This window comes from Agrobacterium sp. ICMP 6402 (genome assembly GCF_009498615.1).
GTDB lineage: Bacteria > Pseudomonadota > Alphaproteobacteria > Rhizobiales > Rhizobiaceae > Agrobacterium > Agrobacterium burrii.
Genome location: NZ_QSNV01000012.1, coordinates 141,606 through 155,791 on the forward strand (window position 1 = coordinate 141,606; position 14,186 = coordinate 155,791).

General features: G+C 58.7%; 9 protein-coding genes. 6 read left to right on the forward strand and 3 right to left on the reverse strand.

Features of this window, described 5'->3' with window-relative positions; all coding sequences use genetic code 11:
- Positions 1 to 22: 22 nt before the first annotated feature.
- On the reverse strand, positions 23 to 916 hold the full coding sequence (locus DXT96_RS23955) for a LysR family transcriptional regulator (protein WP_153516774.1): 894 nt from the start codon (positions 914 to 916) through the stop codon (positions 23 to 25).
- A 122-nt stretch (positions 917 to 1,038) separates the two neighbouring features.
- Between DXT96_RS23955 and DXT96_RS23960 the strand changes: the two genes are divergently transcribed.
- Genes DXT96_RS23960 through DXT96_RS23970 form a run of 3 tightly spaced genes read left to right on the forward strand, consistent with a single transcriptional unit; the run spans position 1,039 to position 3,786 of the window.
- A complete protein-coding gene (locus DXT96_RS23960) occupies positions 1,039 to 2,232 on the forward strand; it encodes an MFS transporter (RefSeq protein WP_371418986.1) in 1,194 nt (397 codons plus the stop codon).
- Positions 2,229 to 2,687, forward strand: coding sequence for a cyclophilin-like fold protein (locus tag DXT96_RS23965; RefSeq protein WP_153516776.1), 459 nt, complete (start codon positions 2,229 to 2,231; stop codon positions 2,685 to 2,687). The genes DXT96_RS23960 and DXT96_RS23965 overlap by 4 nt, the downstream gene beginning before the upstream one ends.
- A 19-nt stretch (positions 2,688 to 2,706) precedes the next feature.
- Positions 2,707 to 3,786 carry an alpha/beta hydrolase gene (locus DXT96_RS23970; protein ID WP_153516777.1) on the forward strand — a complete coding sequence of 360 codons (1,080 nt, stop codon included), beginning with the start codon at positions 2,707 to 2,709 and terminating at the stop codon, positions 3,784 to 3,786.
- A gap of 88 nt (positions 3,787 to 3,874) precedes the next feature.
- Here DXT96_RS23970 and DXT96_RS23975 read toward each other — a convergent pair whose 3' ends face one another.
- Positions 3,875 to 5,407, reverse strand: coding sequence for an MFS transporter (locus DXT96_RS23975; protein WP_194287729.1), 1,533 nt, complete (start codon positions 5,405 to 5,407; stop codon positions 3,875 to 3,877).
- A gap of 111 nt (positions 5,408 to 5,518) precedes the next feature.
- Between DXT96_RS23975 and DXT96_RS23980 the strand changes: the two genes are divergently transcribed.
- The 3 genes from DXT96_RS23980 to DXT96_RS23990 all read left to right on the forward strand — a co-directional run bounded on the left by DXT96_RS23980 (position 5,519) and on the right by DXT96_RS23990 (position 11,685).
- Positions 5,519 to 6,409, forward strand: coding sequence for a LysR substrate-binding domain-containing protein (locus tag DXT96_RS23980; protein WP_153516778.1), 891 nt, complete (start codon positions 5,519 to 5,521; stop codon positions 6,407 to 6,409).
- Positions 6,410 to 6,710: 301 nt separating this feature from the next.
- On the forward strand, positions 6,711 to 8,654 hold the full coding sequence (locus tag DXT96_RS23985) for a methyl-accepting chemotaxis protein (RefSeq protein WP_153516779.1): 1,944 nt from the start codon (positions 6,711 to 6,713) through the stop codon (positions 8,652 to 8,654).
- 241 nt (positions 8,655 to 8,895) lie between these two features.
- A complete protein-coding gene (locus DXT96_RS23990) occupies positions 8,896 to 11,685 on the forward strand; it encodes a bifunctional aconitate hydratase 2/2-methylisocitrate dehydratase (protein WP_153516780.1) in 2,790 nt (929 codons plus the stop codon).
- A gap of 452 nt (positions 11,686 to 12,137) precedes the next feature.
- On the opposite strand, the gene DXT96_RS23995 is transcribed toward DXT96_RS23990, so the two are convergent.
- A complete protein-coding gene (locus tag DXT96_RS23995) occupies positions 12,138 to 14,147 on the reverse strand; it encodes a hypothetical protein (RefSeq protein WP_371418987.1) in 2,010 nt (669 codons plus the stop codon).
- Positions 14,148 to 14,186: the final 39 nt, after the last annotated feature.

Here is a 14,186-nt window from a genome sequence, read left to right on the forward strand (position 1 = left end):
GACGTAGCATCGTCATGGTGTATCAAACATGATGCCGAAGGGCATCGACGATCACCTTCATCGCCGGCGACATCTGGCGTCGGCTGGGGTAATACAGATGGTAGCCGGTGAAGGGCTCGCTCCAGTTATCGAGAGCCGCCTGCAATCTGCCCTCAGTGATATGTTCCTCAACGATATCCTCTGGAACGTAAGCGATCCCGTAACCCTTTATGGCCGCATCGATCTGGGACATCGAGGAATTGAAGCTCAACTGGCCGTCAACCCTGACCCGCAGCTCGTGCCCGTCCTTTTCAAACTCCCAGGCGTAAAATCCGCCCCAGGTTGCCTGGCGTGTGTTGATGCAGGTATGGCCGACCAGATCTTGCGGTGTAGCGGGGATGCCGTGCCTTGAAAAGTATTCCGGTGAAGCCACGGCCCTGAGACGCCAGTCCGGGCCGATCCGCACGGCGATCATGTCCTTGTCGACGCTTTCCCCTAAGCGCACGCCGGCGTCGAAGCGTTCCTCAACGATATTGCGCATGCCGTTGTCGCTATAAAGCTCGACATGAACGTCCGGATAGTCCGAGAGCACACGGGCTAATTTCGGCCAGACTGTCATCTGCAAAGCGTGGTCGGACAGGGTGAGGCGCACGGTGCCGGAGGGCTTTTCCCTGAAAGCGACGAGGTCCACCAGATCGGCTGCAATGCCCTCAAATCGTGGCGCAAGTGACAGAAACAGCCGCTCGCCGGCGTCTGTCGTTGCAACGCTGCGTGTCGTCCTTGTCAAAAGACGAACGCCCAATCGGGCCTCCAGCTGCTTGATGGTGTAGCTCAATGTCGATTGCGACGTTCCAAGCGTCGCCGCGGCCTTTGTAAAGCTGCGTTCCTTGGCCACCTCCATGAACCACAGCAGGTCCTTCATGTCCTCGCGCTGCATCAAAGCCTCGATTGATATTGAGTTTCGATAAGTTCATGCGGATTAGCACGGATTGTCGGCAAAGTCTCCCGGCAATATCTTCCGGTCCGAACACAGAAACAAATTTCGACGGGACCGAACGAGTGACCCTTACCTATAATGAAAACATAGAAAGCAAAGGCGCGGCGTGGAGCGCCGTTCTGTGCATGACGCTGTGCGCTTTCGTATTGATCGCGTCGGAATTCATGCCCGTCAGCCTGCTCACGCCGATTGCTGCCGATCTCGGGGTTTCGGAAGGAAATACGGGGCAGGCGATTTCCATCTCGGGTATTTTTGCGGTGGTGACCAGCCTGTTCATTGCCAGCCTGACGCAGCGGCTTGACCGGCGTATCGTCGTCCTCGGCCTCACGGCGCTGCTGATGGTATCGGGTCTGGTCGTGACCTTTGCGCCGTCTTTCCCCGTTTTGATGCTCGGCCGGGCATTGCTCGGCATTTCGATCGGCGGCTTCTGGTCGATGTCCACCGCCATTGTGATGCGGCTCGTTTCCCGCGAGCAAGTGCCAAAGGCGCTAGCTTTGCTCAACGCCGGTAACGCCGTTGCGGCAACGGTTTCTGCACCACTCGGAAGCCTGCTGGGCGCCTATATCGGCTGGCGCGGCGCCTTCTTTCTGGTCGTGCCGATCGGGCTGCTGGCGCTGCTGTGGCAGTGGATCACCCTGCCTGCACTTCCACCCCGGAGCGAACGCAAATCCACCAATGTTTTCCGGTTGCTCGCCCGCCCGCCTGTCGCGGCAGGCATGACCGCGATCTTCCTGTTGTTCATGGGGCAGTTCGCGCTTTTCACCTATCTGCGACCATTTCTTGAAAAGGTCACACAGGTTGGAATTGAGACGCTGTCGTTTCTCCTTTTGATCATGGGGTTGGCGGGGGCTGTCGGGACATGGGTCATCGGAAGGCTGCTGCACAAACGCCTGTTCAGCATTCTCGTGATCATCCCTTTGCTGATGGCTGGTATCGCTCTTGTCATGGTCGCCTTGGGCGGTGTGAAAATTGCCGTCGTCGCCGCACTTGTCGGCTGGGGTTTTCTTGGAACCGCCGCGCCCGTCGGCTGGGGCACGTGGCTCAGCCGTATTCTCCCGGATGACGCCGAGGCGGGCGGCGGGCTGCAGGTCGCTGTCATCCAGCTGGCGATTACGGCCGGAGCCTCGTTCGGCGGCGTTTTATTCGACGCTTTCGGGTGGTGGTCGGCCTTCACCATGAGCGCGCTGCTGCTCAGCGGTTCCTCGCTCGTTTCCCTTGTCGCCTGGCGGGTGACACGGAGACCAGCAGGCGCATGAGATTTGCCCATGCGAAACGACGTGAACTGCTGGCGCTGGCAATCGCTGCAATCATCGTCCCCGGCCGGGCTTTCAGTAAAAGCGGCCCCAACAATCAGGAGCGGACTGAAGTGAAAATCAAGCTGACATCAGGAGAAAACACGATGACGGCAGTACTTTACGACAATCCATCGGCGCGCGACTTCGCATCCATGCTGCCGCTCGATCTCAGGATTGCTGACTTCAGCTCCAACGAGAAGATCGCTTATCTGCCGCGAAAGTTGACCGTCGAAGGCCATGGGCCATTCGACAATGAGCGACCATACGACCTCTGTTATTACATGCCCTGGGGCAATCTGGCGATGTTCTATGCCAACTACAGGCATCCCGGCCTGATCCGGCTGGGACGCTTCGAACAAGGCTATGAAGCGCTGCATCTCCCCGGGGAGTTTCCGCTGCGTATCGAACGCATTTAATCCACACAGGAGACCTCCCATGACCAACGACATTAAAACGACCGAGACACTCAACACCGGCAGACGCAACCTGATGAAGGCAACGGGCATCGCCGTTGCCGCAATCGGCATGGTGCAGGCTGCGAGCACGATGCCGGCCTTCGCCCAGACCGCTGCCTGGGACAAGGTCTTCCCGAAGAGCGACAATGTTGACCACGAGAAGGTCTCGTTCAAAAACCGCTATGGCATCACCCTGGTGGGCGACCTTTACCTGCCGAAGAACCGCGCAAGCCAGCCATTGGCGGCCCTCGTCATCAGCGGTCCGTTCGGTGCCGTGAAGGAGCAGTCCTCGGGGCTTTACGCGCAGACCATGGCGGAGCGCGGGTTTGCCACGCTGGCGTTCGACCCGTCCTATACCGGAGAAAGCGGCGGCGAGCCCCGCAACATTGCTTCGCCTGACATCAATACCGAAGACTTCAGTGCGGCGGTGGATTACATCGGCCTGCAATCTTATGTCGATCGCGAGCGCATCGGCGTCATCGGCATTTGCGGTTGGGGTGGCATGGCCTTGAATGCGGTTGCGTCAGACAAGCGCGTGAAGGCGGTCGTGGCCAGCACCATGTACGACATGACGCGGGTGATGTCGAAAGGCTACAATGACAGCGTCACGCTTGAGCAACGCACACAGGCGCTGGAGCAGATGAGCCGGCAGCGCTGGGTGGATGCCGAGAAGGGAACGCCCGCCTATCAGCCGGCCTATAACGAACTAAAGGGTGGCGAAGCGCAGTTCCTGATCGACTACCACGACTACTACATGACGCCGCGTGGCTATCATGCGCGTGCCGTCAACTCCGGCAATGCCTGGTCGCAGACCACACCGCTGTCGTTCATGAATATGCCGATCCTGACCTATATCGCCGAGATATCTCCGCGTCCGGTCATGATTATCCATGGCGAGAAGGCGCATTCCCGCTACTTCAGTGAAACCGCTTTCGCCGCGGCGGCTGAACCGAAAGAACTGGTGATCATTCCGGATACCAATCACGTTGATCTTTACGACCGCGCGGACAAAATCCCGTTCGACCGGATCGCCGGTTTCTTCAACCAGCATCTGGCTTGATCGAATGCACAATGTGTCGGCTATAGCAGCCGGCACACATCACAGGATAGGACGACGCGCCCCGCGCGCGTCGGTGGGTTTTCGGTCTCTACCCTTGCGCGGCTGTCTGTTGCTCGACCTCACCGTTTGCGACCGTCGCAGCATTCGGCAGCAGGATGAAAATTGCGATCCCGCAGAGCGCCGTCACTGCGGCAAGCCACCAGCAAAGCGTCGAAAACGCAGTCTGATAGGCGTCGCCCAAGACACCATCCCCGATGTGGGACGATATTGCCGCAGCCCCGCTCAGGTCGCCGACTGCCAGCCGTTGCCCTGTCTCGTTTAGAAGAGATACGGAGAGCGGCGTCAGCCGTCCGAGCGAGGCTGAAATCAAGGCGGAAAGAGCAGCGCTGACGATTGCCAGCGCAATGCCTTCACCGGCAACCCGCACAGTGCTGAATATGCCCGTCGCCATTCCCGCGCGTTCCACCGGCACGACGCCGACGGACAGGCCGTCCATCAGGCCCCAGGGCAGGCCGGCTCCAATGCCGATGACGAGCATGGGCAGAACGATCATGCTGCCATCTTCTGCGGTGAAACCGGCAAGCCAGACGAGGCCGGCAGCGGCGATCAGCAGGCCGGTGCCGCAGAGCAGGCCGGGTGAAACATGACGGGCCAACATCGTCGCCGCGATGGGTACGACAAGCATGGGGGCCGACAGTCCCAGCATGATGAGCCCCGCCTTGATCGCTCCCTGTTGCTCGATGCCGATCAGGCGCAAGGGAATGATAACCAGAAGAACGACGAAGCAGGCGCAGGTGGCGATCGGCAACAATTGCACACCCACAAACCGCGCATAACGGAACAGCGACAGGTCCAGCATCGGCCGCGCCGTCCGCATCTCGATCATGATGAAGGCCGCGAGCGAAATCGCAAATCCGAGGCTGAAAACGGTAACGCCAGTAGGCCCGAGAACAGGCAGCTCGATCATCATGACGGTGAACAGAGTGAGTGTGAGGGTAAAACTTGCTGCTCCCGGCCAGTCGAGCTGCGCAGCATCGGGATCTTTCGTTTCTCGCATCCGTGGCGGGCCGAGGATCAGGGCCAGAAGGCCGATCAGGCCGCCGGCGAGGAATATCGCCCGCCATCCGACGGTCTCGATCATCAATCCCGTCAGCAGCGGACCAGAGGCAAGCCCGACGCCGAAGGTCGTTCCCAATAGCCCAAAGGCGCGCGTTCTGGCATGGCCGTCGAATTCCTGCGCCAGCGCCGCCGTTCCGCCAGCCAGTGCGGCAGCAGCACCCACGCCCTGACCGGCGCGTAACAGGTCGATGATCCAGACTGAAGGCGCCAGCCCAAGCGCGAAGGAAAAGCCGACAAATAGCGCAAGGCCAATCAGAAACACGCGCCGTCTGCCATATCGATCCGCCAGCGCGCCGGCCGCCATCAACAGGCTTCCGAAAGCCAGCATGAAAGCATTGGTGATCCAGGTGAGAGATTCCGGCGATCCGCCAATATCGCGTCCAATCGCCGGCGTGGCGACCGCGCCGGCGGAGAAGTTCAAGGGAAGTGTCAGGGCGGCGAGACATACCGCCGCCAAAACCGAATTTCGGCTGACGGATGGCCTGTAAGAAATGTCGATCATGCGAACTCCGATAGTGAAAATGATGTCGCGACATTCTCATCCGACGAATGCAGTTCGATAATCGGCCTTGTCGGCCTTTCATTGCGGATCAAAATTCTCTAATAAACGACTATGGATAAGTTGAGCGAGATCGATGCTTTTGTGCGCGTTGCCGAAAGGCTTAATTTCGCCAAGGCCGGGCAAAGCCTCGGACTGTCACCGTCTGCGGTCGGAAAAAGTATCGCCCGGCTGGAGGCGTCGTTGGGCGTGCGGCTGTTCAACCGCACCACACGAAAGGTCACGCTGACCAATGAAGGGGCGATGCTGTTTGAGCGGTATCGCGCCATCTTGACCGATCTGCGCGACGCCCATGAGGCGGTCACGGATAATCAGGCTCTGCCGCGCGGCAGTCTGCGGGTGACGCTTCCGACGATCGGCTACCGATTTCTGCTGCCGATCGTGCCTGAATTCCGTCGACGATATCCTGATATCGAGCTGGAACTCGACTTCAACGACAGGCGGGTCGATCTGATCGAAGGCGGCTTCGATGCGGCAATCCGCAGCGGCGAGCTTGACGATTCGAGCCTGATCGCACGACGTCTGGGACCGTTCCGTTTCGTTTTATGCGCGTCGCCAGCCTATTTTCAACGAATGGGCATGCCCCTTCATCCTGACCAACTCTCGAACCATGAAGCTTTGCGGTTCCGCTTTCCGACCTCCGGCAAGTTTCAGGAATGGCTGCTGGAAGATGGTGATAACCCCCTGTCGACCATGCGTGTCGCTCTCACCTGCGGCAATATGGAAGCGATACGGGCGGCGGCGATCGATGGGATGGGCCTCGCCTACATGCCTGAATTTCTGGCGATGGACGCCATCCGGGATGGTCTGCTCAAGCCAGTCTTGAACGAACATCTCGCCGCGCCGGGTCAGTTCTCGATAGTCTGGCCGTCTGCCCGGTTCATGGCTCCAAGGCTGCGGGTTTTCATCGATTTTGCAGTCGAAAAACTGTTCGTCGAAAACTGACGGTGCTCCACCCGAAATCGCTTCTCGAATAAGGTTGCAGCGCAGCGAATTATGAGCACTTGCATATATTAGGTAACACTTCATTCAGTGGTTTTGTGAAATCTAAACAGGCAGGTTCCAAGGTTTCATCGGCGGAGCCGGTAGAACAAGCGGCCCCCTCGGTCTGCCTCGTGGCAGCTCGGACAAGGGCATCCGCTTGTCGCCCCATGAGGAGGGGCAACAGCTACCCGCGATGTTTCATTTTATGTTTCCCCGGCCTCCCTAACGGGCGGCTGGCGGAGCGCTTGCCTTGAGGCCATTCATGTCTTTCCTGAAGAATACCAAGATAAAAACGAAGGTCGTTTTTGTCATTTCGCTGATGAGTTTGATGTCGCTGTCCGGAATTAGCTACGTCAGCCTGCAATACAAAAACACCGATCAGGTCTATAGCGATTTCATCGCCAATGAGGCTCTTGCGGCGGTGCTGAACGCCAGAACCAGCGGCAATCTCAATGCACTCGGCATGCAGATGCTTCGCGCCAGCCTCAATGATCCGGCCGGCAGCGATTTCGAATCGGCGGTCAAGACTTTCAGGGCAGACCGCAAACAACTCGAAGAACGCCAGAACAAGATCATGGAGCTGGTGCCGGCCCGCACGGATGCCGCCCGCGATATCCTGAAAGGTGTCGTTGAAGTCGAGGAAATCGGCAATCAGGTCATCACCCTGATGCAGGCGGGAAAAACCGCTGAAGCGCAGCAGATGGCGCTGAACGTCCTTCGGAAAATCGGCGAAGTGTCGCCGAAGATCAGCGCAGGCAACGAGCAGCTTATTCAGGTGATGAATGATGGCAGGCAGCAGCTCACCGCCAGCACGAATACGACGATCTGGACAGCTCTGGTCAGCATAGCACTCATTTCGCTGGCATTGATCGCACTCGGCCTGTTTGTCTCCTCGCGTGGCATCACCACCCCGATTGCGCGGCTTCGCGCCCGCATGGGATCTCTGGCGGCCGGTGATACGGCAAGCGAAATCGACGGAATGGACCGCAAGGATGAAGTCGGCCAGATGGCCGCTGCCGTTCAGGCGTTTCGTGAGAATGCAATCGAGCGCATCCGGCTTGAGAACGAGACGGAAGCCAACCGTTCGACCTCGGAGAAAGACCGGATCGAGCGTGAAAAACAGAAGGCGAAGGAAGCCGCCGACGTGCAGTTCGCCGTCGATAACCTTGCCACGGCTCTTTCGAAGATTTCCCAGGGCGATGTGACTTACCGCATTGCTCAACCTTTCGCGTCCGGCCTCGACGGCATTCGCGGCGACTTCAACAGGGCGGCCGAACAGCTGCAATCGACGCTGACCCAGGTGGCGCAGAATGCGCGCGGCATCGATGCCGGTGCGGGCGAGATCAGGTCTGCCGCAGACGATCTGGCGAGACGCACGGAGCAGCAGGCGGCAGCCGTTGAAGAAACCGCGGCGGCGCTGGAAGAGATCACCGTCACGGTGAAGGATTCCACCAAACGCGCCCAGGAAGCGGGTCAGCTCGTCAGCCGCGCAAAGATCGGCGCGGAAAAGTCCGGAGAAGTGGTGCAGAAAGCCGTCTCCGCGATGGAGCAGATCGCCAAATCCGCCGATGAGATTTCCAACATTATCGGCGTGATCGACGAGATCGCCTTCCAGACCAACCTGCTCGCGCTGAATGCCGGCGTGGAAGCCGCCCGTGCGGGTGATGCGGGCAAGGGCTTTGCAGTTGTCGCGCAGGAGGTTCGTGAACTGGCGCAGCGTTCCGCGGGTGCGGCCAAGGAGATCAAGAACCTGATCACGACATCGAACGGTCAGGTGCAGCAGGGCGTGCAGCTGGTTGGCGAAACCGGCCGGGCGCTGGAGTTGATCGTCACGGAAGTGCAGGAAATCAACCGGCACGTCGCGGCAATCGCGGAATCGGCGCAGGAACAGTCCTCCGGCCTCCAGCAGATCAACACGGCCGTGAACCAGATGGATCAGGACACCCAGAAAAACGCCGCGATGGTGGAGGAAAGCACGGCTGCAAGCCATGGCCTTGCACGTGAGGCTTCTTCGCTCAACGGGCTTATTGCCCAGTTCAAACTGTCCGAAGGTGGTTACAGTGAAGCTTCCGCCCCGGTCCGCACCGTCTCTTCGTCAGACAGGCCCACAGCGTCCCCGGCGCGTGCCCTCGGCAGCAGGATCAAGGCGGCGTTTTCCGGCAATGCCGCACTGAAAACGTCTGCAGATAGCTGGGAGGAGTTTTGATGATTGTCGCGCCGGCATGACGCTGGTCTGATATAAGAACGGGCGGTTCGGAGACGGGCCGCCCATTTTTGTCGCGACAGTCGGACAACGGAACGATTGAAACGATTATACTGAAATGCGACATCTTGTCAGCCGGCCCCGGTTGGCGTACTCGAAACCGATAAAAGACCCAGACCTATTGACGTGACAGTTCGGTGGTGCTGGGTTTTGGCTCCATACATATCAGGACGTTGGGATTGCGATGAACCTTTACTTGGATTACCTGGCTGAGATCAAAAGCAGAGAACAACAAGGGCTCGCTCCCAAGCCGATCGATGACGGCGCATTGACCGCTGAAATCATTGCGCTTATCAAGGATGCCGGTAGCGAATACCGGACGGACGCTCTCAAATTCTTCATCTACAACTCCCTGCCGGGCACCACGAGTGCCGCGGGCGTCAAGGCGGCTTTTCTGAAGGAGATCATCCTTGGCGAAGCGGTCGTGCCAGAGATCACGCCCACCTTCGCGCTGGAACTGCTGTCGCACATGAAGGGCGGTCCCTCCGTCGAAGTGCTGCTCGACATCACGCTCGGTGATGACGCGGCACTTGCCGGGCAGGCAGGTGAGGTCCTGAAGACCCAGGTCTTCCTTTACGACGCCGACATGTTCCGGCTGCGTGACGCCTTCAAGGCGGGCAATGCCATCGCCAGGGGTGTTCTTGAAAGCTACGCCAAGGCTGAATTTTTCACCAAGCTTCCGGATGTCGAAGACGAGATCAAGGTCGTGACCTTCATCGCCGCAGAAGGCGATATTTCGACCGACCTTCTGTCGCCCGGCAACCAGGCGCATTCGCGCTCCGACCGCCAGTTGCACGGCCAGTGTATGATCACGCCGGAAGCGCAGGCGGAAATCGTCGCGCTTCAGAAACAGCACCCCGACAAGCGGGTGATGATGATCGCCGAAAAGGGCACGATGGGCGTTGGCTCGTCGCGCATGTCCGGCGTCAACAACGTGGCGCTGTGGACCGGCAAGCAGGCCAGCCCCTATGTGCCATTCGTCAATTTCGCCCCCATCGTGGCGGGCACCAACGGCATATCGCCGATCTTCGCCACCACCGTCGACGTGACTGGTGGCATCGGCATCAACCTGAAGAACTGGGTGAAGAAGCTCGGTGAAGACGGCAAGCCGATCCTCAACAATGACGGCAACCCGATCCTCGAGCAGAAATATTCGGTCGAGACCGGCACTGTCCTCAAGATCGACGCCAAGAACCGCAAGCTTCGCGACGAAAGCGGCAATGAACTGGTCGACGTCGCCGGTGCCTTCACGCCCCAGAAGATGGAATTCATGAAGGCGGGCAGCTCCTACGCCATCGTCTTCGGCAAGAAGCTCCAGACCTTTGCGGCTCAGACGCTCGGCGTCGAGGCTACGCCGGTCTTTGCCCCGAACAAGGAAATTGCGATCGAAGGTCAGGGCCTCACCGCCGTTGAGAAAATCTTCAACCGCAACGCCGTCGGCGTAACGCCCGGCAAGGTTCTCCATGCCGGTTCGGACGTTCGCGTCAAGGTGAACATCGTCGGCTCGCAGGATACGACCGGCCTGATGACCGCGCAGGAACTTGAGGCGATGGCGGCAACCGTCATTTCGCCGCTGGTGGACGGCGCCTATCAGTCGGGCTGCCACACGGCATCCGTCTGGGACAAGAAGGCGCAGGCGAATATTCCCAAGCTCATGTCCTTCATGAACAATTTCGGCGTCATCACCGCGCGCGACCCCAAGGGTGTCTATCATTCGATGACGGACGTGATCCACAAGGTGCTGAACGACATCACCGTGGATGACTGGGCGATCATCATCGGCGGCGATAGCCATACGCGCATGTCCAAGGGCGTCGCCTTCGGCGCCGACTCGGGCACAGTTGCGCTGGCGCTGGCGACGGGCGAGGCGACCATGCCGATCCCGCAATCCGTCAAGGTCACCTTCAAGGGCGCGATGCAGCCGCATATGGACTTCCGCGATGTTGTGCATGCGACGCAGGCGCAGATGCTGAAGCAGCATGGCGACAACGTCTTCCAGGGCCGCATCATCGAAGTCCATATCGGCACGCTGCTCGCCGACCAGGCCTTCACCTTCACCGACTGGACGGCCGAGATGAAGGCCAAGGCGTCGATCTGTATCTCTGAGGACGAGACGCTGATCGAGTCGCTGGAGATCGCCAAGTCGCGCATCCAGATCATGATCGACAAGGGCATGGACAATGCCGCTCAGACGCTGAAGGGCCTGATCGACAAGGCGGATCATCGTATTGCCGAGATCCGCTCGGGCGAAAAGCCCGCTTTGACCCCTGACGACAATGCGAAATATTTCGCCGAAGTTGTCGTGGATCTCGATGTTATCGACGAGCCGATGATCGCCGACCCCGACGTCAACAATGCCGATGTATCGCGCCGTTATACCCATGATACGATCCGCCCGGTGTCCTACTACGGCGGCACCAAGAAGGTCGATCTGGGCTTCGTCGGTTCGTGCATGGTGCATAAGGGCGACATGAAGATCGTCGCGCAGATGTTGAAGAACATCGAGAAGGCCGAAGGCAAGGTCGAGTTCAAGGCGCCGCTCGTCGTTGCCGCGCCGACCTACAACATCATCGATGAGCTGAAGGCGGAAGGGGATTGGGAAATCCTGCAGAAGTATTCCGGCTTCGAATTCGACGACCTGAAGCCGAAGACCTCGAACCGCACCGAATACGAGAACATCCTCTATCTGGAGCGCCCGGGCTGCAACCTGTGCATGGGCAACCAGGAGAAGGCGGAAAAGGGCGATACCGTTCTGGCCACCTCGACCCGCCTGTTCCAGGGCCGCGTCGTGGAAGACACGGCCGAAAAGAAGGGGGAGTCGCTTCTCGCCTCGACCCCGGTCGTCGTCCTGTCGGCAATCCTTGGCCGCACGCCAAGCGCTGAGGAATACAAGGCAGCCGTCGAAGGGATCGACCTGACCAAGTTCACCCCGTCGAAGGGCACGCCGATCGATTCCCTCTCGGTCCATTATTGAGGTTTCGGCGCCGGGAGGTGAAAACCTCCCGGACATGACGCGTTATCTGAAGCGCGTCATAGCGATCTGACGGATGCCTGCCGAAGGGCGGGCATTCGAAACCATACGCTGGTCCATCGCAGCATGGAGGCAGCCATTGTCGCATCGCTGGCCCGAGGGCCGCACCGTTGATGACAAGATGGTCCGTCTTTTCGGCCGGTGCGTGAAAATATGTCGGGTGCCTTCCGTCGGCTGCGGAAGAGCCGAACCCATGGCGCGATATTCACGCTTCCATCTGTGATTTCTGTTAATGCATGACTTCCGATTTTCGGAATAACTTATTAAATAAGCTTGTAAAAATCCTATTCGAAGTTTCAACATTCCGCCCCGCAAATGGTGCGACAAAATGTATATTCAGGTTTTCTCAAGCTCAGGAAACTGAGCTTGAGATAATTGGCGGCCGATAGGCCGGCTTATTCGGCTGTTGCCTGAATATCGACCTTGTCAAGAAGAAGCATCGGATTATCCGAGGCTGCAGCCAGGTCAAAAAGGCCAAGGCCATTTGGGCCTGTTGATTTGACCGTGACGGTCAAGGTTCCCGGCGTGTTGATGAATTGGACGAGTGCGTTCACCGCATCCTGGAGTTTCGGCTGTTCGGCGGCCACCTGCTGCAGCATCACGTTGGCAACCAACGTCAAAGTGCCACGCACCTGATCCTCGGTCATCTCGTTCTGCAGGGCATAAAGCTTGATCGCCTTGGCCATCATGCCCTCGTCCTTGATCGTGAATTTGACCTCACGACCGGCAAGCCCGAAAAGCGCAGCCTGGGCGCGGCCAAGGTCGAAGGAGAAGAACTCTTCCGTGAACCCGCTCACCAGACCGGAAAAATTGACGCTGCCAATATCCTTGCTGCTGAACGAGACTTCGCGGATCACCAGGTTTTTGTTCGGCTCGTCCCAGCCTGCGGCCATGGCATAAGACAGGGCGATCGACTCCAGACCCAGTTTGCGCGCTTCAACAAAAACTTCCTCGGTCGAATCCGCCGGGATGGGCAGAGAGAGGTCTTCCTGTCTGATCTCTATATCGGTCGGGATGCCATTGAAGGGCTTTGTCAGGCCCATTTCGAAATTCTTGAGCGCGAACTTGATGCGTTCAGGCGTGCCTGCGGCCTCTTCATCCGTCTTTTCCGGTGCGGCGATATCAACGTTGATGCCACCGACACGCACCCTGCCAAGTTCCGGGATCAGCCGATTGAACGGAAATGTCTCCATCTTCGTTTCATCGAAGCCGACGATCTGGGAGAGACCTTCGATTGTGGAACTCCAGTCAAAGCCCTTGAGGCTTGCCTCGGCGACTTCGATCTTGCCGTCGCCATCGCCAATCGACATGCCGTTCAGGCCGAAATCGAGCTTGCGGCTGTCCATCTGCATGTCGATGCGCTCGATGGTGGCCTTGACCCGCTTGCCGTCCGCCCCTTCGCTTTGATCAGGCGCGTCGACCTTGAAGCCCAGCAGCTGCATGTTGCTCTTGCCCATCATGTCCAGAATGGACACGACCTTGCCGAAAAATGCCTGGCGCTCCTGTGGTGAAAGCTCATCGGCATTCTGGGTTGTCGTCAGCGCCTTCAGGGTTTCCAGCAGCGGCTCTGCCGGCATGCGAGCGGTAAAGCCGTCGCTGCGTATTTCGTCGTAGCTGAAGCGACCGTCACCGTCGGAGAAGGAAATGTTGCTGACGGAGAGTGGTCCGTAAAGAGGTTTTGCCTCCTTGTCTTCGGGCCCTGCCTTTTCCGTGTAGAGCCTTGCAAGGTAGGCGGCGTCGAAGTCCTGGCCGGTTATTGCACCTGTCGAGACGACCATGTGCTTCTTTTCCATCGTGCCAGTGCTGTCCGGCAAAGCCATCTTGATGTCATAGCTGGCATTGTCGACCGTATAGCGGGCGACCCGGCCATCGGCGATGTCCACGAGAGCCGCGTTGTTGTACACGGTCTTCTGCTCGGTGTCGGCGATGGACTGGGTGAATGTCAGTTCAGGCGTGGAAATGCGCGTCGCTGCAAAGCGCTCCATGCGTCTGGACAGGGAGTTTGCATTGCCATCGCCAGATGCCGCTGCCACTTTCTTGAAGGCGGCATTCTCGACACGGGCATGCGCCATGGAGATCTTGCCGGTCGGCACGTCAATATCGATGCCGTTCATATCAAGCGCGCCTTCCAGGAAAGGAAGTCTGGGACGCCCGTCGATCGCTGCGATCTGGATATTCTTGCCGTCTTCAAGCGGCAGGGTCAGCTCGCGAATATGGATTCGTCCGAGAAAATCAACGTTCACGGAGCGAGCCGTTGCGCCGCTGCGGGCAATCAGTTCATCAACCTTTGCTTCGTAGAAGGCTTTACCACCGATGACACCTGCAGCCGCGATGGCAATAATCGCAACCGCTGCCCATAAAGCCTTGCGCCGGCCCTTGCCGACTGGAGTGTTTACCTGTTCCACGAAGTTGGTCCTCTGTAACGCGAATTAACATTTCGCGTC